The organism is Kribbella sp. NPDC104218, from assembly GCF_055584105.1.
The window spans coordinates 1481714-1499740 of sequence record NZ_JBVJMQ010000001.1 but is presented as its reverse complement, the minus strand read 5'-3'; the positions used below and the strand labels follow the sequence as shown (position 1 = coordinate 1499740).

Annotated in this window: 16 protein-coding genes; 13 read left to right on the top strand and 3 right to left on the bottom strand. The window is 69.4% G+C overall.

Annotated elements, in window-relative coordinates:
• Positions 1–45 precede the first annotated feature (45 nt).
• The 3 genes from adh (at position 46) to ACZ6ZD_RS07100 (ending at position 5115) form a co-directional block, all read left to right on the top strand.
• On the top strand, positions 46–1569 hold the full coding sequence (adh, locus tag ACZ6ZD_RS07110; RefSeq protein ID WP_465669221.1) for an aldehyde dehydrogenase: 1524 nt from the start codon (positions 46–48) through the stop codon (positions 1567–1569).
• 2 nt (positions 1570–1571) lie between these two features.
• Entirely contained in the window at positions 1572–1949 is a 378-nt protein-coding gene (locus ACZ6ZD_RS07105; RefSeq protein WP_465669219.1) for a DUF779 domain-containing protein, read from the top strand.
• A 259-nt stretch (positions 1950–2208) separates the two neighbouring features.
• Positions 2209–5115 (top strand): M36 family metallopeptidase, encoded by a 2907-nt coding sequence (locus ACZ6ZD_RS07100; protein ID WP_465669217.1) that lies wholly within the window; start codon positions 2209–2211, stop codon positions 5113–5115.
• A 58-nt stretch (positions 5116–5173) separates the two neighbouring features.
• Here the strand turns inward: ACZ6ZD_RS07100 and ACZ6ZD_RS07095 are convergent, their stop codons facing one another.
• Both ACZ6ZD_RS07095 and ACZ6ZD_RS07090 read right to left on the bottom strand, forming a co-directional pair.
• The gene (locus ACZ6ZD_RS07095; RefSeq protein ID WP_465669215.1) at positions 5174–5614 is read right to left on the bottom strand and encodes a hypothetical protein; all 441 of its coding nucleotides are present in this window, start codon (positions 5612–5614) and stop codon (positions 5174–5176) included.
• A 152-nt stretch (positions 5615–5766) separates the two neighbouring features.
• Positions 5767–6774, bottom strand: a complete 1008-nt coding sequence (locus ACZ6ZD_RS07090) for a LacI family DNA-binding transcriptional regulator (RefSeq protein WP_465669213.1) — start codon at positions 6772–6774, stop codon at positions 5767–5769.
• A 119-nt stretch (positions 6775–6893) separates the two neighbouring features.
• On the opposite strand from ACZ6ZD_RS07090, the gene ACZ6ZD_RS07085 reads away from it, so the two are divergent.
• From ACZ6ZD_RS07085 to ACZ6ZD_RS07075, 3 genes are all read left to right on the top strand, one after another.
• On the top strand, positions 6894–7811 hold the full coding sequence (locus ACZ6ZD_RS07085; RefSeq protein ID WP_465669211.1) for an amidohydrolase family protein: 918 nt from the start codon (positions 6894–6896) through the stop codon (positions 7809–7811).
• The gene (locus ACZ6ZD_RS07080) at positions 7808–8368 is read left to right on the top strand and encodes a cysteine dioxygenase (protein ID WP_465669209.1); all 561 of its coding nucleotides are present in this window, start codon (positions 7808–7810) and stop codon (positions 8366–8368) included. The genes ACZ6ZD_RS07085 and ACZ6ZD_RS07080 overlap by 4 nt, the downstream gene beginning before the upstream one ends.
• Positions 8369–8490: 122 nt before the next feature.
• On the top strand, positions 8491–8679 hold the full coding sequence (locus tag ACZ6ZD_RS07075; RefSeq protein ID WP_465669207.1) for a hypothetical protein: 189 nt from the start codon (positions 8491–8493) through the stop codon (positions 8677–8679).
• A gap of 107 nt (positions 8680–8786) precedes the next feature.
• Here ACZ6ZD_RS07075 and ACZ6ZD_RS07070 read toward each other — a convergent pair whose 3' ends face one another.
• Positions 8787–9410 carry a hypothetical protein gene (locus ACZ6ZD_RS07070; RefSeq protein ID WP_465669205.1) on the bottom strand — a complete coding sequence of 208 codons (624 nt, stop codon included), beginning with the start codon at positions 9408–9410 and terminating at the stop codon, positions 8787–8789.
• A gap of 240 nt (positions 9411–9650) precedes the next feature.
• Here ACZ6ZD_RS07070 and kdpF point away from each other — a divergent pair, with 240 nt between their 5' ends.
• The 7 genes from kdpF to ACZ6ZD_RS07035 are packed head-to-tail and all read left to right on the top strand — an operon-like array spanning position 9651 to position 17980.
• Positions 9651–9740, top strand: coding sequence for a K(+)-transporting ATPase subunit F (kdpF, locus tag ACZ6ZD_RS07065; protein WP_465669203.1), 90 nt, complete (start codon positions 9651–9653; stop codon positions 9738–9740).
• Positions 9740–11401, top strand: a complete 1662-nt coding sequence (gene kdpA, locus ACZ6ZD_RS07060; RefSeq protein ID WP_465669201.1) for a potassium-transporting ATPase subunit KdpA — start codon at positions 9740–9742, stop codon at positions 11399–11401. Before kdpF ends, kdpA begins: the two co-directional genes overlap by 1 nt.
• Positions 11398–13407 (top strand): potassium-transporting ATPase subunit KdpB, encoded by a 2010-nt coding sequence (kdpB, locus tag ACZ6ZD_RS07055; RefSeq protein ID WP_465669199.1) that lies wholly within the window; start codon positions 11398–11400, stop codon positions 13405–13407. Before kdpA ends, kdpB begins: the two co-directional genes overlap by 4 nt.
• Positions 13408–13418: 11 nt before the next feature.
• A complete protein-coding gene (gene kdpC, locus ACZ6ZD_RS07050; RefSeq protein ID WP_465669197.1) occupies positions 13419–13970 on the top strand; it encodes a potassium-transporting ATPase subunit KdpC in 552 nt (183 codons plus the stop codon).
• Positions 13971–13977: 7 nt separating this feature from the next.
• Positions 13978–16545, top strand: a complete 2568-nt coding sequence (locus ACZ6ZD_RS07045) for a sensor histidine kinase (protein WP_465669195.1) — start codon at positions 13978–13980, stop codon at positions 16543–16545.
• The gene (locus ACZ6ZD_RS07040; RefSeq protein WP_465669193.1) at positions 16542–17219 is read left to right on the top strand and encodes a response regulator; all 678 of its coding nucleotides are present in this window, start codon (positions 16542–16544) and stop codon (positions 17217–17219) included. The genes ACZ6ZD_RS07045 and ACZ6ZD_RS07040 overlap by 4 nt, the downstream gene beginning before the upstream one ends.
• Positions 17216–17980, top strand: a complete 765-nt coding sequence (locus tag ACZ6ZD_RS07035; protein ID WP_465669191.1) for a methyltransferase domain-containing protein — start codon at positions 17216–17218, stop codon at positions 17978–17980. Before ACZ6ZD_RS07040 ends, ACZ6ZD_RS07035 begins: the two co-directional genes overlap by 4 nt.
• Positions 17981–18027: the final 47 nt, after the last annotated feature.

Below are 18027 nucleotides of genomic sequence, written 5' to 3'. Positions count from 1 at the left end.
ACTCCGTAGATTCCGGTCCACCGTCAGGTATCCCGAGGAGGACCTATGACGATCTTCGCAGCTCCTGGGCAGGATGGAAGCCCGGTCACCTACAAATCGCGGTACGAGCACTACATCGGCGGCGAGTGGGTCCCGCCGGCCAAGGGCGGGTACTTCGAGAACCCGTCGCCGGTCACCGGCGAGAACTTCACCGAGATCGCCCGCGGGACGGCGGACGACGTCGAGCGCGCCCTCGACGCCGCCCACGGTGCCGCGCCCGCCTGGGGCCGCACCTCGCCGGCCGAACGGGCGAACATCCTGAACAAGATCGCGGACCGGATCGAGGCCAACCTCGAGCTGCTCGCGGTCGCCGAGAGCTGGGACAACGGCAAGGCCGTCCGGGAGACGCTGGCCGCCGACATCCCGCTCGCGATCGACCACTTCCGGTACTTCGCCGGCGCGCTGCGGGCCCAGGAGGGGTCCGTGTCGGTGATCGACGACGACACCATCGCCTACCACTTCCACGAGCCGCTCGGCGTGGTCGCGCAGATCATCCCGTGGAACTTCCCGATCCTGATGGCGACCTGGAAGCTGGCGCCCGCGCTGGCCGCCGGGAACGCCGTCGTGCTGAAACCGGCCGAGCAGACCCCGGCCTCGATCCACGTGCTGATCGAGCTGATCGCGGACCTGATCCCGCCCGGCGTCCTGAACGTCGTCAACGGGTTCGGCGTCGAGGCCGGCAAACCGCTTGCCTCAAGCAACAGAGTGGCCAAGGTCGCGTTCACCGGTGAGACCACGACCGGCCGGCTCATCATGCAGTACGCCTCGGACAACATCATCCCGGTCACGCTGGAGCTCGGCGGCAAGAGCCCGAACATCTTCTTCGACGACGTCGCGGCCGCCACCGACGAGTTCTACGACAAGGCGCTCGAGGGGTTCGCGATGTTCGCGCTGAACCAGGGCGAGGTCTGCACCTGCCCGTCCCGCGCGCTGATCCAGTCCGGGATCTACGACCGGTTCCTCGGCGACGCGAAGGCGCGCACCGAGGCGATCAAGACCGGTAACCCGCTGGACACCGACACGATGATCGGCGCCCAGGCGAGTAACGACCAGTTCGAGAAGATCCTGTCCTACATCGACATCGGCAAGGCCGAGGGCGCCAAGGTGATCACCGGCGGCGACCGGCTGGAGCAGTCCGGCGACCTGGCCGGCGGCTACTACATCCAGCCGACGATCTTCGAGGGCGACAACAAGATGCGGATCTTCCAGGAGGAGATCTTCGGTCCGGTCGTCTCGGTGACCCGGTTCGACGACTACGCGGACGCGATGAAGATCGCGAACGACACGTTGTACGGGCTCGGCGCCGGCGTCTGGTCGCGCGACATCAACACGGCGTACCGGGCCGGGCGGGAGATCCAGGCCGGGCGGGTCTGGACGAACTGCTACCACGCCTACCCGGCGCACGCGGCGTTCGGCGGCTACAAGAACTCCGGCATCGGCCGCGAGAACCACAAGATGATGCTCGACCACTACCAGCAGACCAAGAACCTGCTGGTCAGCTACAGCCCGAACAAGCTCGGGTTCTTCTGATCGTGGTCGCGAAAGTTGTCTTGAGTGCGGCCGCGGAGGAGTTGCTCCGCGGCCTCACCGAGATCCACGGCCCGCTGATGTTCCATCAGTCGGGCGGGTGTTGTGACGGCAGCTCGCCGATGTGTTTTCCCGACGGCGAGTTCCGGACCGGACCGGCGGACGTGCACCTCGGCGACCTCATGGTCGAGGGGCTCGAGCGGCCGATCGGCTTCTGGATGTCGGCCGCGCAGTACGAGTACTGGAAGCACACCCAGCTCACCGTGGACGTCGTGAAGGGCCGCGGCAGCGGATTCTCCGTCGAGGCGCCGGAAGGCGTCCGCTTCCTGATCCGTTCCCGCCTCTTCACCGACCAGGAGTCCGAGGCCCTCGGACTCCTCTGAAGCGAGTGCCGACCGTCCGGTGGCGTTGCCGGGCGGCCGGCACTCCCCTGTGTAAAACAGGCACATTGGGTGATGAAACGGTGGCTGGGTGCAACCAATGGCGGTTGCGTTGAGTACTGTGCCGGGTACGAAGGACAACCCTCGACTCCGCGCCGAACCGGTGAGATCCCTTCCCCGGAGTGTCTGGGCAGGCTTAAGGTCGGGCCCGGACGGGGCGTGGAGGGCGACCCGCGCAGACAAACTTTGATGGAGCGTTGCTGTGACCACATCACGCAGACGACGGGGGCTCCTCGCAGTCACCGCCGTCTCCGCTGTCAGCCTGCTGGGCGTTTCGCTCGCCGGTGGCGCGACGGCCGCGCCGGCCGCCGGCCCGGACGAAGCTCCGGCGCCCCAGGCCAAGAGCCATGACGACAAGGAGCGGAAGGGCAACTTCGACGCCCGGACGCCGAACGCGAAGACGACGTACAACCGCGCCGCCAAGGTGGCCGGCAAGGAGTCGGACGCGTCGGAGAAGTTCCGCAACTCGCTCGGTACCCAGGGCGTCGTCGAGCTGGACCCGAACACCGGCACGCCGGCCCAGGTGACCAAGCTGGACGGCTTCCTGACGCAGAAGAGCGCCAAGAAGGCCCAGGACGTCGTCCTCAACTACGTCAAGGCGCACCCGGAGCTCTTCAAGCTGACCGACGCCGACCTGGCGACGCTGAAGCTGCGCAAGGACTACGTCGACGACCTCGGCACGCACCACGTGTTCTGGTCGCAGGTGGTCGACGGGATCGAGGTCTTCGGCAACGGCCTGAAGGGCAACGTCACCAAGAACGGCCAGCTGATCTCGATCATGGGCTCGCCGGTCGCCGGTCTGACCGCGCAAGCCCAGACCCGGTCGGCCGCGCCGGCCGTGGACGCCGGCAAGGCCCGCGAGACCGCGCTGAAGGACATCGACGGCAAGGCCCACGACGGCGCCGCGAAGACCACCGGCAACTCGGTGAAGTGGGCCGGCGGCGACACCGCCAAGCTGGTCTGGTTCCACACCGCGGACGGGCTGCGCAAGGGCTGGTCGACGTACGTCAACGGCGGCGGGACGAAGATCTACACCCACGTCGTCGACGCGCAGACCGGTGGTCTGCTCTACCGCCGCGACCTGTCGAGCGCCGGTCACGGCGACGCGCTGGTCCAGGACAACTACCCCGGCGCCGCCAAGGGCGGAACGCAGCGGGTCGAGAACCTGGTCTACAACAAGTGGCTGCCGAAGAATGCCAAGTCGCTGCTCGAGGGCACCTCGGTCTCGGCCTGGGCCGACGTCAACGACGACAACCAGCCGAACGCGGGCGAGACGGTCGGCGTCCCGGGGACGGCGACCGGCGGCCAGCACAAGATCGTGCCGTTCCAGAGCGCGTCGGCGTTCTGCTCGGCCGCGTTCATCTGCACCTGGGACCCGGCCAAGCCGGACTCCTGGAAGACGAACCTGAACCAGGACGTCACCAACGGCTTCTACCTGGCCAGCAACTTCCACGACTGGCTGGCCAAGAAGCCGATCAGCTTCACCCCGGCGGCCGGCTCGTTCGACGCCGCGGGCGGCGACCCCGTCCTGCTGAACGCGCTGGACGGCGCGGCGACCGGCGCCGACGGGGGCCCGGACGCCAACCACGTCGACAACGCGAACATGAACACCCCGCCGGACGGCACCCCGCCGACCATGCAGATGTACCTGTTCCGCGCGCCCGGTGACGACGCCAGCGACTACGTCCCGAGCAGCTCGTCGAACGACGCGAGCATCCTGTACCACGAGTACACCCACGGCCTGTCGAACCGCCTGGTCGTCGACGCGACCGGCAACTCGACGCTGAACAGCATCCAGGCCGGTGCGATGGGCGAGGCGTGGAGCGACTTCTACGCGCTCGACTACCTCGTCGCGCACAACCTGGAGAAGGACACCACGGCCCCCGGCGAGATCCGGGTGGCCAAGTACGTCGCGCACGGCGGCCCGTTCCGCACCCAGGCGATCGACTGCCGGGTGAAGGCCGTCAGCAAGGAGTGCGTCGGCCTCGACGGGTCGAAGGGCGGCTACACCTACGGCGACTTCCCGACCATCGGCGGCGCCCCCGCCGTCCACGCCTCCGGCGAGGTCTGGGCCCAGACGCTGTGGGACCTGCGGGAGCGGTTCGGTCGCGAGTACGCGCTGAGCCTGATCACCCGCGCGATGGAGCTGTCACCGGCCGACCCGACGATGCTCGACATGCGCAACGCGATCGTCCAGGCCGACCTGGTCGCCAAGGGCGGCAAGAACGCCGACGTCATCTGGCAGGTCTTCGCCAACCGCGGCATGGGCTGGTACGCCGGTGTCATCGACGCGGGCGACTCCTACCCGGCGGAGGACTTCCACAAGCCGCCGACAGGTAAGACCACCGCGCTGTCCGGCACGATCACCGACAAGGACACCGGCGCTCCGCTGCCCGGCGCCCTCGTCTACATCGGCGGTCACTCCTCCGGGTTCGCCGGTGACTACTCGGCCACGACCGACGCCAACGGCAAGTACACGATCTCGAAGGTCGCCCCCGGCACCTACCCGAAGTTCGTGGTGGCCTCCCCCGGCTACGAGCTCGCCGTCAACCCGGTCACCGTCAAGGTCGGCGCCGCGGCGAACTACGCCGTCCGCCGGAACTGGGCGGCGGCGTCCGGTGGCGGCACGATCGCGGCCTTCAACGGCCCGGACCTGAGCGACTTCGGCTGCGGCCCGGCCGCGGCCATCGACGGCGCCCAGGGCACCGGCTGGGGCAGCACCACCGGTGACGACGCCGGGACGCCGACCGGCACGATGATCCCGAAGCACATCGACGTCAAGTTGCCGGCCAAGGTGACGATCGAGTCGTTCAAGGTCGACCCGTCGAACATCTGCGGCGACCCGGGCAGCTCGTCGACCGGCCAGTACCGGATCGAGACGTCGGCCGACGGCGCCACCTGGGCGACCGCGAACGAGGGCACCTTCACCGCCGAGAACCGGGGGAAGTACAACGTGCTGACCCCGACCGGTAACGCCGCGAACGTCCAGTACGTCCGCGTCTGGCTGCTCAGCCCGCAGGTGCCGAACTTCCCGACCGCGTGCCCGGGGCCGTTCGGTGGTTGCCAGTACACCGACTTCACCGAGATCCAGGTCTTCGGCAAGAAGTAGTAGCTCAGCACCGACGAACGGCGGTCACCCCCTGCGCGGGGTGGCCGCCGTTTCGTTGTCAGCGGTCGGTGGCCGCGGTGGGGATCGGGGCGCGGTTCGGGTTGGGGGTGGAGAGCGAGACGAACCAGCCGCGTTGGCGCTGTTGCAGGGACACCGGGAAGGTACGGCATTCGCCGTGGCCGCGGGGGACGACGATGATGGTCGTCGCGTGGTGGTCGGCGGTCGGGTTGAGCTTGGGGACACCGGCTCGCGCGCCGTCGAAGTCCGCACCGCGGCAGCTGTCGATCAGGCGCTCGGCGGCGGCCTCACGGCCGTGCAACTCGGGGTCGGCGACGTCGAGCAGGCTGCCTTTGTCCTGTTGTGAGATCGCCCGGAGGGCGTGGTCCGCGGCCGCCTGCGGGGTTTCGGCGCCGGCCGGGCCGTGCAACTTGTCGACCACCAGGACGGTCGCCGTCCCCCAGATCGCGACGACGCCCGCGACCGCCAGCAGAACCTTCATCGCACCAGCCCCTTTGCTCGGGAGATCTGGTCTGACGCCGGCGCGCACGGGTTCGTTGCCGGCTATCCAGATAGTGGGACGCGGCAATTAAGTCTACTGAGTTGGTTTAGTTTCGAGGGGTGGATGCAGAGAGTGGCCGGTCGCCGCTTCGCTCAGGTGGGCGAAGCGGCGACCGAGCCGCGCTCGATCAGCGTGGGGACGACGGTCGTCCGGCGGACGCGGCGGTTGGTGTCGACGGCGGAGGTGACGCGGTCGACGACATGGCTGACCAGGTCGTCGAGGGGCCAGTGGAAGGTGGACAGCGGCGGCGTGAGCAGCTGGGACATCGGCTGGTCGTCGTAGCCGAGCAGGGACAGGTCCTCGGGGACGCGGAGGCCGAGCTCACGGCCGGCGGCGTACACCCCGAAGGCCATCGAGTCGGCCAGGGCGAGGATGCCGGTCGGTCGCGGCGTGCTGCTGAGCAGGCCGCGGGCCACCTCGGTGGCGCCGGCCAGGTCGTGCGGGCACTGGGTGATCCGGATCCGGAGCCCGAGATCGCGCGCGACGCGCTGGGCGATCTCCTCGGCCGGGCGGTCGATCTCGGAGCGCAGCGTCGGGCTGAGCACCGCGACCGTGCGGTGACCGGCGTCCGCGAGCCGGCGCAACGCCGTACTGACGCCGGCCTCGTTGTCGAAGACCACCTCGGACTTCGCTTTCGCACCGGGCAGCGCATCGCCGATCGCGATCACCGGCGCCTGGTCGGCGATCTGCGCCCAGCCCTTCGCCGACGGGTCGATCGGGATCACCACGATCGCGTCGGCGCGGTGGTCGACCAGATGCTGCGCGAGCTCGAGCTGGCGGGCGGCGTCCCCGGCGGAGTCGATGATCCAGGCGTTCCGGTCCGGCGCGAGGAGCTCGCGGCCGAGCGCGGCGGCCAGCCGCTGCTGCCACAGATCCTCCAGCGACGCGCAGAGGACGCCGATCGACCCGCTGCGGCCGGAGGCGAGCGCGCGGGCCACCGGGTCGGCCTGGTAGCCGAGCCGCTCGGCCGCCTCCTGGACCCGCTGCCGGGTCTCGGGGGTGCCGTGCAGACCGCGCAACGCGTAGGACACGGCCGCCATCGAGAGGCCGGTGTCCGCGGCGATGTCCTTCAGGGTTGGCCGTCGGCCGGTACCGGACATGCTCAGCACCCTAGCCCGCGGCGTGGACAAAAACTTGACAAGGCTGGCTTTGAAGCGCTTCACTGTTCCGTAAGTGAAGCGCTTCAATCTGATCAAATTCCGGCCCGTGAGGAGGAGCTGTGATCGACGTCCATCAGCACCTCTGGCCGGAGTCCTTCCTCGACCGGCTCCGCGCCCGCCGGGCGGCGCCGTACCTCGACGGCTGGACGCTGCACACCGCGACCGAGGCGCCGTACGAGGTCGACCCGGCCGCGCATGACGTCGACCGACGCGTTGCCATCGAGCTCGAGCTCGGGACGACGCTGGCCGCCGTCTCGCTGTCCAGCCCGCTCGGGATCGAGTCGCTCGGCGACGCCGCGTTGCTCGACGCCTGGCATGACGGCGCGGCCGCGCTACCGGCGCCGTTCCGCGCCTGGGCGTCGGTGCGCCTGCCCGAGCCCGATCTGGTCGGGCTGAAAGCCCTGCTGGACAAGGGGTTTCTGGGTGTCCAGCTGCCGGCTCACATGCTGGCCACGCCGGCCGGGTGGTCGGCGTACGCCGAGGTGCTGGCGGTCGCCGAAGGGTTCGACCGGCCCGTCCTCGTGCACCCCGGGGTGGCGGAGCCGACGTCCGGCGTACCGGGCTGGTGGGTTCCGGTTGTCGACTACAGCGCGCAGCTGCAGGCGGCCTGGTGGGCCTGGCACGCGTACGGCGGCCGCCGGGAGTTCCCCCGGTTGCGGGTCTGCTTCGTGGCCGCGGCGGGCCTTGCCCCGGTGCACCACGAGCGGCTGGCCGCCCGCGGCGGCCGGCTCGGCACCATCGACACCAACTTGTACGTCGACACCTCGAGCTACGGCCCGCAGGGGATCGACGCGGTGGCGCGAGTCCTCGGGATCGACCAGGTCGTGCACGGCACCGACCGTCCGTACGCCGGGGTCACCGAGCTCCGCCAAGGCGACGCCGCGACCGCGGTGATCCGCCACGACAATCCGAACCGGCTCTTCTTCGGGGGCGACCCCAGCGCCGGCCGTCCGTCTCCTGAGAGGAGAGTGCAGTGACTGCTCAGCCCATCGACGCACCCGTCGTCCCGGCTCGTCAGCCCAGCCGTCTGGTGGATCTCAACAACTGTCAGTCGCTGGACAACCTCCCCGGCCGCGACCTCACCATCCAGGAGCTCACCGAGCTGGCGTCGTCCATCGCCGCCCAGCCGCACCTGTGGGAGGACAAGGTCGCCTACAGCGACGAGGAGCGCGTCTACGCCTCCCTGCACCGCGACGCCAACGTCGACGTCTGGCTGATCTGCTGGACGCCGGTCAACGACACCGGCTGGCACGACCACGACACCTCCTCCGGCGCCGTGGCCGTCGCCAAGGGCAAACTCGTCGAGCACAACCTCGCCATCGGCGCCGACTCCCTCGAGACCGAAGTCCCCGCCGGCGCCGTCTACGGCTTCGGCCCCGACCACATCCACCGCATGGTCGGCCTCGACAAAGGCTCCGTCAGCGTCCACGCCTACAGCCCCCCGCTCTGGCGCATGGGCCAGTACTCCGTCAAGGACAACGTCCTCCGCCGAGTCTCCGTCTCCTACGCCGACGAACTCCGCCCCATCGACTGACCACCCGCCACCCGGGCAGCCCGGGGCAGGTCGGGGCATGCCCCGGGGCAGATCGGGGCAGATCGATCTGCCCCGCGATCTGGCCTCCCCGCGGCGCGGTTTTGTGCTGAGACTCGCTTGTCATGACGATTCATGACGAGCTCGAAGCGCACTACTCCGAGCGGTACGACGAAGCGGGCCGGCTCGGCTCGACGATCAAGGGGCGGCTGGAGCTGGCCCGGGTTCAGGACCTCCTCGGCCGTCTGGCTGACAACTACCCCGAGCTGGTCCAGACCAGCGCTCTCCTCTTCGGTATCGGCCAGCGGGACTGATCGGCACGAAGGACAGGAGGTAGTTCGCTCGGGGTGCGGCTGCCGCACAGGTGGGCGGCGGGCAGGAGGCACGCCGGTGGGCGTACCTCCTGTCCTTCGGGTTGTTGTCAGGCCCAGGTTTCGGCGTGGGTGGGGGTGCCGTTGGGGGCGATGAGTTCGGTGACGACGTCTTCGGCGTCGGGGTCGAGGGGCTCGAAGGGGGGTTCGGGGAGGACGTAGGCGCGGGCGCCGGCGAGGAGTTCGGTGCCGGGGAGTTCGAACCAGGCTTCGCCTACTTCGCGGCTGATCTCGAAGATGGCCTGTTCGGCGGTGTCGACGGGGTCGGGTTCGAGGGCGTCCTCGAGTTCGGCGGGGTGCCGCTCCTGGGCGGCGCGGCCGGCTTCGAGGAGGGCGTCGAGGTCGGTGATGCGCAGGTCGAAGCGGGAGACGACGGACAGGATGTGGTCCTGCTCGAGGTCGTCGTCCTCGGTGGGCTCCGCGGCGTCGTCGTCCAGCAGGAGCGGGGTGCTGCCGGTGTGCTCGAAGACGGCGTCGTTCCAGTCGGTCACGAGCTCCTCGAGCGCGGCGTTCTGCTCGTCGAGCGCGGTCTGGTCGTCGGCGTTCATCGCGAGCAGGGCGTCGGTGTGGGCCTGCAGACGCTCGGCGAGCTTGCGGCTGGCCTCGGCGAGCGCCTCGCGGCTCTCGGCGGAGAAGAACTGCTCGGTGGGGGCGGTGATGTCCAAATCGGTCACAGGCTGTTCCTCAGTCGGTGGGGCAATTGCCAGCCGTAAGTATGAGAGAGACGTGTGAGAGGTCCGCAGGCGGGTGTGAGAGAGCTGTGAGAACCCTCCTGACCAGGCAGCGAGCGGTGTGCAGTTGAGGGCATGAGCAACAAACCCGTGAGGTGCAGTCGTGGCTGACGTGATCTACCTGGCCGTCGGCGTCGTCGTGTTCGCGGCCGTCTGGTGCGCGCTGCGTGGAGTGGAGAAGTTGTGAGCGCCGAGAACATCGCCGGCCTGGTCGTGGCCGCCGCCCTGGTCATCTACCTGGTCGCCGCCCTGATCTTCCCCGAGAGGTTCTGATGTCCGACACCGCTGCCGGCCTGTTGCAGGTCGGCTTCCTGATCGTGTGCCTGGCGGTGGTCTACCGGCCACTCGGCGGCTACATGGCCCGGGTCTACACCACCGACCGGGACCTCAAGGTCGAGCGCGGGTTCTACAAGCTGTTCGGCGTCGACGCGCGGACCGAGCAGACCTGGGCCGTGTACGGCCGTTCGGTACTCGCGTTCTCCGCGATCAGCCTGCTGGCGCTCTATCTACTGCAGCGCCTCCAGCACTGGCTGCCGCTCTCGCTCGGCCTGCCGAACGTCGAGTCCGGCCTGGCCTTCAACACGGCGGCGTCGTTCGTCGCGAACACCAACTGGCAGTCCTACTCGCCCGAGGCGACCATGGGTCACCTGGTCCAGTTCGCCGGCCTCGCCGTCCAGAACTTCCTCTCCGCGGCCGTCGGGATGACGGTCGCCATCGCGCTGATTCGCGGTTTCGCCCGCGCCAAGACCGACCGGCTCGGCAACTTCTGGGTCGACCTGACCCGGACCGTACTGCGGGTGCTGCTCCCGCTCGCCGTCCTCGGCGGGCTCGCGCTGGTCGCGCTGGGCGTCGTCCAGAACTTCTCCGGTGGTCACGAGGTCACCTCGGTCGTCGGCCAGACCCAGACCGTCCCCGGCGGCCCGGTGGCCAGCCAGGAGGTGATCAAGGAGCTCGGCACCAACGGCGGCGGTTTCTACAACGCGAACTCCGCCCACCCGTTCGAGAACCCGAACGGCCTGTCGAACCTCTTCGAGATCTTCCTGCTGCTGCTCATCCCGGTCTGCCTGACCCGCACTTTCGGCCTGATGGTCAAGGACAAGCGCCAGGGGTACGCGATCCTCGGCGTGATGGCCACGCTCTGGGCCGCCTTCACCTTCGCCGCCACCTTCTTCGAGAACCAGGGCGCCGGGACGGCGACGCAGGCCGCCGGCACGGCCATGGAAGGTAAGGAGACCCGCTTCGGGGAATGGGCCTCGGCCCTCTTCGCCAGCTCCACGACCGGGACGTCGACCGGCGCGGTGAACGCGGCCCACGACTCGTTCACCCCACTCGGCGGCGGGACGACGCTCTTCCACATGATGCTCGGCGAGGTGACACCCGGGGGTACGGGTTCGGGTCTGTACGGCATGCTCGTGCTCGCCGTGCTGACCGTCTTCGTCGCCGGCCTGATGGTCGGCCGGACGCCGGAGTACCTGAAGAAGAAGATCACCGCCCGCGAGATGAAGCTGGTCTCGCTGTACATCCTGACCACGCCGACCGTCGTCCTGGTCGGCGCTTCGATCGCGATGGGTCTGGCGACCGCCCGGGCGTCGATCTTCAACACCGACAGCCCGCACGGGTTCTCCGAGGTGCTCTACGCGTTCACCTCGGCCGGGAACAACAACGGCTCCGCCTTCGGCGGGATCAGCGCCAACATCCCCTTCTACAACACGGCTCTGGGCCTGGCGATGCTGCTCGGCCGGTTCGTCCCGATCATCCTCGTGCTGGCGCTGGCCGGCTCGCTCGCCAAGCAACACCCGGTCCCGGTCACCCAGGGCACGCTGCCCACGCACAAGGGCCTGTTCGTCGCGATGCTGATCGGCGTCGTGCTGATCGTGACCGGCCTGACCTACTTCCCCGCCCTCACTCTCGGACCCCTCGCGGAGGGATTGTGATTACGCAGTTGGTCACCTCACTACCGGACGCGGTGCGCAAGCTCGATCCGCGGGTGATGGTGAAGAACCCGGTGATGTTCGTGGTCGAGGTCGGCGCGGTCGCGACGACGGTGATCGCGATCGCCGACTCCAGCGTGTTCGTCTGGTGGATCGTGGTCTGGCTCTGGCTGACCGTGATCTTCGCGAACCTGGCCGAGGCCGTCGCCGAAGGACGCGGCAAGGCCCAGGCCGAGACGCTGCGCCGGGCCAAGACCGAGACCACGGCCCGCCGCCTGACCGCGGACGGCGCCGAGGAGGCCGTCCCGGCGACGCAGCTGCAGCTCGGCGACCTGGTCGTCGTGGAGGCCGGGCAGATCATCCCCGGGGACGGCGATGTCGTCGAGGGCGTCGCGAGTGTCGACGAGTCGGCGATCACCGGTGAGTCGGCGCCCGTCATCCGCGAGTCCGGTGGCGACCGCAGCGCGGTCACCGGCGGCACGAAGGTCCTGTCGGACCGGATCGTCGTCAAGATCACCACCCGTCCCGGCGAGAGCTTCATCGACCGGATGATCGCGCTCGTCGAAGGCGCCTCCCGGCAGAAGACGCCGAACGAGATCGCGCTGAACATCCTGCTGGCCAGCCTGACGATCGTCTTCCTGATCGCGACGATCACGCTGCCGACGTTCGCGACGTACGCCGGTGTCGACCTGAGCGTGGTCATCCTGGTGGCCCTGCTGGTCTGCCTGATCCCGACCACGATCGGCGCACTGCTGTCGGCGATCGGGATCGCGGGGATGGACCGGCTGGTCCAGCGCAACGTGCTGGCGATGTCCGGCCGCGCGGTCGAGGCCGCCGGGGACGTGAACACCCTGCTGCTCGACAAGACCGGCACCATCACGCTGGGCAACCGGCAGGCCGCCGAGTTCCTCCCGGTGGACGGCGTCACCGACACCGAGCTGGCCGACGCCGCACAGCTGTCCAGCCTGGCCGACGAGACGCCGGAGGGCCGATCGATCGTCGTCCTCGCCAAGAACGGCTACGGACTGCGGGAGCGCCACACCGGCGAGTTGCCGCACGCAACCTTCGTCGAGTTCACCGCGCAGACCCGGATGTCCGGCGTCGACGTCGACGATCGCCAGATCCGCAAGGGCGCGGCCGGCGCCGTCAACGCCTGGATCACCCAGCACGGCGGGTCGACGGACGCGAAACTCGGTGAGCTCGTCGACGGGATCTCGGCCTCGGGCGGTACGCCGCTCGTCGTGGCCGAGGCCGTCGACGGCAAGGCCCGCGCGCTCGGCGTCATCCATCTCAAGGACGTCGTCAAGGCCGGGATGCGGGAGCGGTTCGACCAGATGCGCGCGATGGGTATCCGGACCGTGATGATCACCGGTGACAACGCGCTGACCGCGAAGGCGATCGCCGAGGAGGCCGGCGTCGACGACTTCCTGGCCGAGGCGACGCCCGAGGACAAGATGGCGCTGATCAAGAAGGAGCAGGAGGGCGGCCGGCTGGTCGCGATGACCGGTGACGGTACGAACGACGCGCCGGCGCTGGCCCAGGCCGATGTCGGTGTCGCGATGAACAGCGGGACGTCGGCGGCCAAGGAAGCCGGCAACATGGTCGATCTCGACTCCAACCCGACCAAGCTGATCGAGATCGTTGAGATCGGCAAGCAGTTGCTGATCACCCGCGGTTCGCTGACCACGTTCTCGATCGCGAACGACGTGGCGAAGTACTTCGCGATCCTGCCGGCCCTGTTCGCGGCCGCGTACCCGGGCCTGGACAAGCTGAACATCATGCAGCTGCACTCGCCCGAGACCGCGATCATCTCGGCGATCGTCTTCAACGCGCTGGTGATCGTTGCCTTGGTCCCGCTGGCGCTCCGCGGCGTCCGGTACAAGCCGTCGTCCGCCTCGGCGATGTTGCGCCGCAACCTGTTGGTGTACGGCGTCGGAGGGCTCATCACGCCGTTCCTCGGTATCAAACTTCTCGACCTGGTGATCTCGTTGATCCCCGGTCTCAGCTGAAAGGCCAGACAGTGAAGCAGTTCGTGGTCGCAGCGCGGGTGCTGCTGGTGTTCACGGTGGTACTCGGGATCGCCTACCCGCTGGCGATGACCGGGGTCGCGCAGCTCCTCTTCCCGGGGAACGCGAACGGCTCGATCGTGAAGGTGGACGGCAAGGAGGTCGCTTCCGACCTGATCGGCCAGCAGTACGACGGCCCGCAGTGGTTCCACTCCCGCCCGTCCGCGGCGAAGTACGACGGGAAGGCGAGCGCCGCCTCGCAGTACGGGCCGAACAACGCCGATCTGCTCAAGCTGATCAACGAACGGCGTGACCAGATCGCCAAGCTGGAAGGGGTGGACCCGGCGCAGGTCCCGCCGGATGCGGTGACGGCCAGCGGCAGCGGGCTCGATCCGGCGATCAGCCCGGCGTACGCCGCCCTGCAGGTCAACCGGGTCGCGCGCGAACGTGGGCTGTCGGTGGCCGACGTACAGCGGCTGGTTCGCGACCACACGCACGGGCGGGCGCTGGGCTTCCTGGGGGAGCCGTACGTCAATGTCGTCACGCTCAACGCGGCGCTGGCATGATCGCTGTATGAAGCATCGCGGCCAACTGCGGATCTATCTCGGCGCCGCGCCCGGTGTGGGGAAGACCTACAAGATGCTGGGCGAGGGCCAGCGGCGGCTGGCCCGGGGGACCGATGTGGTCGTCGGGTTCGTCGAGACCCACGGCCGCCCGCACACGGCCGCGATGCTCGACGGGCTGGAAGTGATACCGCGGCACATCATCGACCACCGCGGCGCGAGCTTCACCGAGCTGGACCTGGACGCCGTCCTCGCCCGCCGGCCCGAGGTCGCGCTGATCGACGAGCTTGCGCACAGCAACGTTCCGGGCAGCCGGAACGAGAAGCGCTGGCAGGACATCGAGGAGCTGCTGGCCGCCGGGATCGACGTGATCTCGGCGGTCAACATCCAGCACCTGGAGTCGATCAACGACGTGGTCGAGAAGATCACCGGCGTACCGCAGCAGGAGACCGTGCCGGATCGCGTCGTCCGGGCCGCCGACCAGGTCGAGCTCGTCGACATGACGCCGGAGGCGCTGCGCCGCCGGATGGCGCACGGCAACGTGTACGCCGCCGACAAGGTGGATGCTGCCCTGGGCAACTATTTCCGGATCGGCAACCTGTCGGCGCTGCGCGAGCTCGCGTTGCTCTGGCTCGCCGATCGGGTGGACGCCGGGCTGCAGCAGTACCGCGCCCAGCACGACATCGACTCGACCTGGGAGGCGCGCGAGCGCGTGGTCGTCGCGCTCACCGGCGGCCCCGAAGGGGAGACGCTGATCCGGCGGGCGGCCCGGATCGCCGCGCGCTCGGCCGGCGGCGATCTGCTCGCCGTCCATGTCGCCCGCTCCGACGGGCTGACCGGCGCCGATCCGAAGCGGCTGGCCGAGCAGCGCAATCTGGTCGAGTCCCTCGGTGGCAGCTATCACCAGGTGGTCGGGGACGATGTCCCGGCCGCGCTGCTGACCTTCGCCCGCGCGGAGAACGCGACCCAGCTCGTCCTCGGCGGGTCGCGGCGCTCGCGACTGTCCGCGCTGACCGGGCCGGGGATCGGTGCGTCGACGATCCGCGGGTCGGGCGATATCGACGTCCACATCGTCACGCACGCGCAGATGGGCCGCGGCCGGTTGCCGCGGCTGCGCGGGAGCTTGTCGCGGCGGCGGAAGATCCAGGGCTTCCTGTTGTCGATCCTGCTGCAGCCGATTCTGGCGCTGGCCCTGGATCTTGGCGGCGACCGGCTGAACCTGACCAGCGACGTCCTCGCCTTCCTGCTGGCCGTGGTCGTGGTGGCCCTGGTCGGCGGGCTCTGGCCGGCGCTCGTCACCGCGATCGGCGGCTCGCTGGTGATCAACTACTTCTTCACACCGCCCACGCGGGCGTTCACGATCGCCGAGGTGAACAACGCGCTGGCCCTGTTCATCTTCATCCTGGTCGCCGCGCTGGTCAGCTCGGTGGTCGACCGCGCGGCTCGGCGTACGAGACAGGCGGCCCGATCCGCCGCGGAGTCAGAGACGCTGGCGACCTTGGCCGGTTCGGTGTTGCGCGGTGAGACGGCGTTGCCGGCGTTGCTCGAGCGGGTCCGCGAAGCCTTCGGGATGACGAGCGCCTGCCTGATGGAGCGGGTGGACGACGACGAGCTGACGGAGGTCTGGCGGCCGATCGCGTCCGCCGGCACGCCGACCTGCCGCCGGCCCGAGGACGGCGACGCGGAGATCCCCGGCCGGGAGGGTCTGGTCCTCGTGCTGCAGGGCCGCCGGCTGGCCGCGGACGAACGCCGTCTGGTCGGCGCCTTCGCCGCCCACGCGGCCGCGCTGGTCGACCGGGCCCGGCTGAGCGAGGCCGCGGCGGAGGCGAAGCCGCTGGCCGAGGCGGACAAGCTGCGGACGGCGCTGCTGCGCGCGGTCGGTCACGATCTGCGGTCGCCGCTCGCTTCGGCGAAGGCGTCCGTGACGAGTCTGCGCAGCGAGGACGTCGAGTGGAGCGCGGAGGAGCGCGCCGAGCTGCTCGAGAACGCCGACGAGTCGCTCGATCGGCTCTCCCGGCTCGTGGACAACCTGCTCGATCTGAGTCGGTTGCAGGCCGGCGTCCTCCCCGTCTTCACTCGGCCGATGGCGCTCGACGAGGTGATTCCGGGCGTGCTGAGCGAGCTGGGGGACGACGGGCAGCGGGTGGTCGTGGACATCCCGGACACGCTGCCGCTGATCGAGGCCGATCCGGCGCTGATCGAGCGGGTCATCGCGAACCTGGTCGCCAACGCGCTGCGCTACTCGCCCGCCGAGCAGGGGCCGCTGGTCACCGGGAGCGTGCTCGGTGACACCGTGGAGATCCGGGTGATCGATCGTGGTCCGGGCATTCCCCGGGCCGAGCGGGACCGGGTGTTCGCGCCGTTCCAGCGGCTCGGTGACACCGACAACACGGTCGGGGTCGGGCTGGGCCTGGCTCTGGCGCGAGGGCTGGCCGAGGCCATGCACGGGACAGTCCAGCCGGAGGACACCCCGGGCGGTGGTTTGACGATGGTGATCTCGCTGCCGACTGCGGTGCTGCGGGCGACCGACGTACCGGTGCCGGGGGCACGGGAGCGATCCGACGGGGAGACGGCATGACGAGAGTGCTGGTGGTCGACGACGAGCCGCAGATCGTGCGGGCGCTGCAGATCAACCTGAAGGCGCGCGGGTACGAAGTCCATCTGGCCGGGAGCGGGACGGCGGCGCTCAAGGTCGCTGCGCAGCACCCGCCGGAGCTGGTGATCCTGGACCTCGGCCTGCCGGATCTCGACGGGATCGACGTGATCCGCGGGCTGCGCGGCTGGACGGAGGCGCCGATCCTGGTGCTCTCCGGGCGGACCGACCAGACCGACAAGGTCGAGGCGCTGGACGCCGGCGCCGACGACTACGTGACCAAGCCGTTCGGGATCGACGAGTTGCTGGCCCGGATGCGCGCCGTCCTGCGGCGCAGCGGCCAGGTCCAGGAGCAGCCGGTGGTCACCGTCGGTGCGATCACGGTCGACCTGGCCGCGAAGCGCGTGACCCCGGACGGCGGCGAGGACATCCGGCTGACGCCGACCGAGTGGCACCTGCTCGAAGTGCTCGTCCGGCACCCGGGGAAGTTGATGTCACAACGCCAGCTGTTGACCGAGGTCTGGGGTCCGGGGTACGAGAACGCGAGCGGCAACCTGCGGTTCTACATGGGTCAGCTGCGGCGCAAACTGGAGCTCGATCCAGCCCGTCCGAAACACCTGTTGACCGAGCCGGGGATGGGTTACCGTTTCGAACCGTGACGACAACGGGGGATCCACGACGGGTCAATTACGCACGCCGGACCGCGGAGACGCAGGCGGCCTTCTTCACCAGACATCTGCGTCCGGGGATCAGTCTGCTCGACCTCGGCTGCGGGCCGGGATCCATCACGATCGGGCTGGCCGAGCGAGTGCATCCGGGGCCGGCGACCGGCTTCGACCTCAACCCCGGCCTGCCCGATGGAGCCGACCACAACGCCGTCGAGCTGGTCGCCGGTGACGTGACCAAAGGGCTGCCGTTCGAGGACGACTCGTTCGACGCCGTCTTCTCCAGTGCACTGCTGCAACACCTTCCCGACCCGTCGGCGGTCCTGCGGGAGATCCGCCGCGTCACCCGTCCCGGCGCCGTCGTCGGCCTCGTCGACGCCGACTGGGACGGCCAGTTGCTGCACCCGGTAAATCCGTTGCTAGAGGCATCTTTCGAGGTGATGCGCCGGCTCCGCGCCGGCACCTCGCCGTACGTCGGCAAACAACTCCGCGCCCTCCTCACCGAGGCCGGCTTCGTGAACTGCGAGTCCTACGCGCGCGTCGTCCACCACGGCACCGCTGACGAGGTGGCCGGCGTCGGCGCCTTCACCGCCGGCCTGATCTCCGGCCAGCGTGACCTGATCGTCCAGCAGCAGATCGCCACCGCCGCCGAAGTCGACGAGATGGAACAAGCCTGGCAAACCTGGTCCACCGACCCCGGCGCCTTCCTCGCCCGCTTCTGGGTGGAAGCCGTCGGCTGGGCCCCCGAGCACTGACGTCCGATTCGTTCAAGACCTGGGCGGCTCGGGTAGTGGAGGGTGAT

Bases quoted from the DNA above. Each gene is read 5' to 3' on its own strand.
- ACZ6ZD_RS07045 (WP_465669195.1), top strand. From the start codon at position 13,978: ATGAAGCATCGCGGCCAACTGCGGATCTATCTCGGCGCCGCGCCCGGT.
- ACZ6ZD_RS07095 (WP_465669215.1), bottom strand. From the start codon at position 5,614: ATGAAGGTTCTGCTGGCGGTCGCGGGCGTCGTCGCGATCTGGGGGACG.
- kdpA (WP_465669201.1), top strand. From the start codon at position 9,740: ATGTCCGACACCGCTGCCGGCCTGTTGCAGGTCGGCTTCCTGATCGTG.
- adh (WP_465669221.1), top strand. From the start codon at position 46: ATGACGATCTTCGCAGCTCCTGGGCAGGATGGAAGCCCGGTCACCTAC.
- ACZ6ZD_RS07040 (WP_465669193.1), top strand. From the start codon at position 16,542: ATGACGAGAGTGCTGGTGGTCGACGACGAGCCGCAGATCGTGCGGGCG.
- ACZ6ZD_RS07075 (WP_465669207.1), top strand. From the start codon at position 8,491: ATGACGATTCATGACGAGCTCGAAGCGCACTACTCCGAGCGGTACGAC.
- ACZ6ZD_RS07090 (WP_465669213.1), bottom strand. From the start codon at position 6,774: ATGTCCGGTACCGGCCGACGGCCAACCCTGAAGGACATCGCCGCGGAC.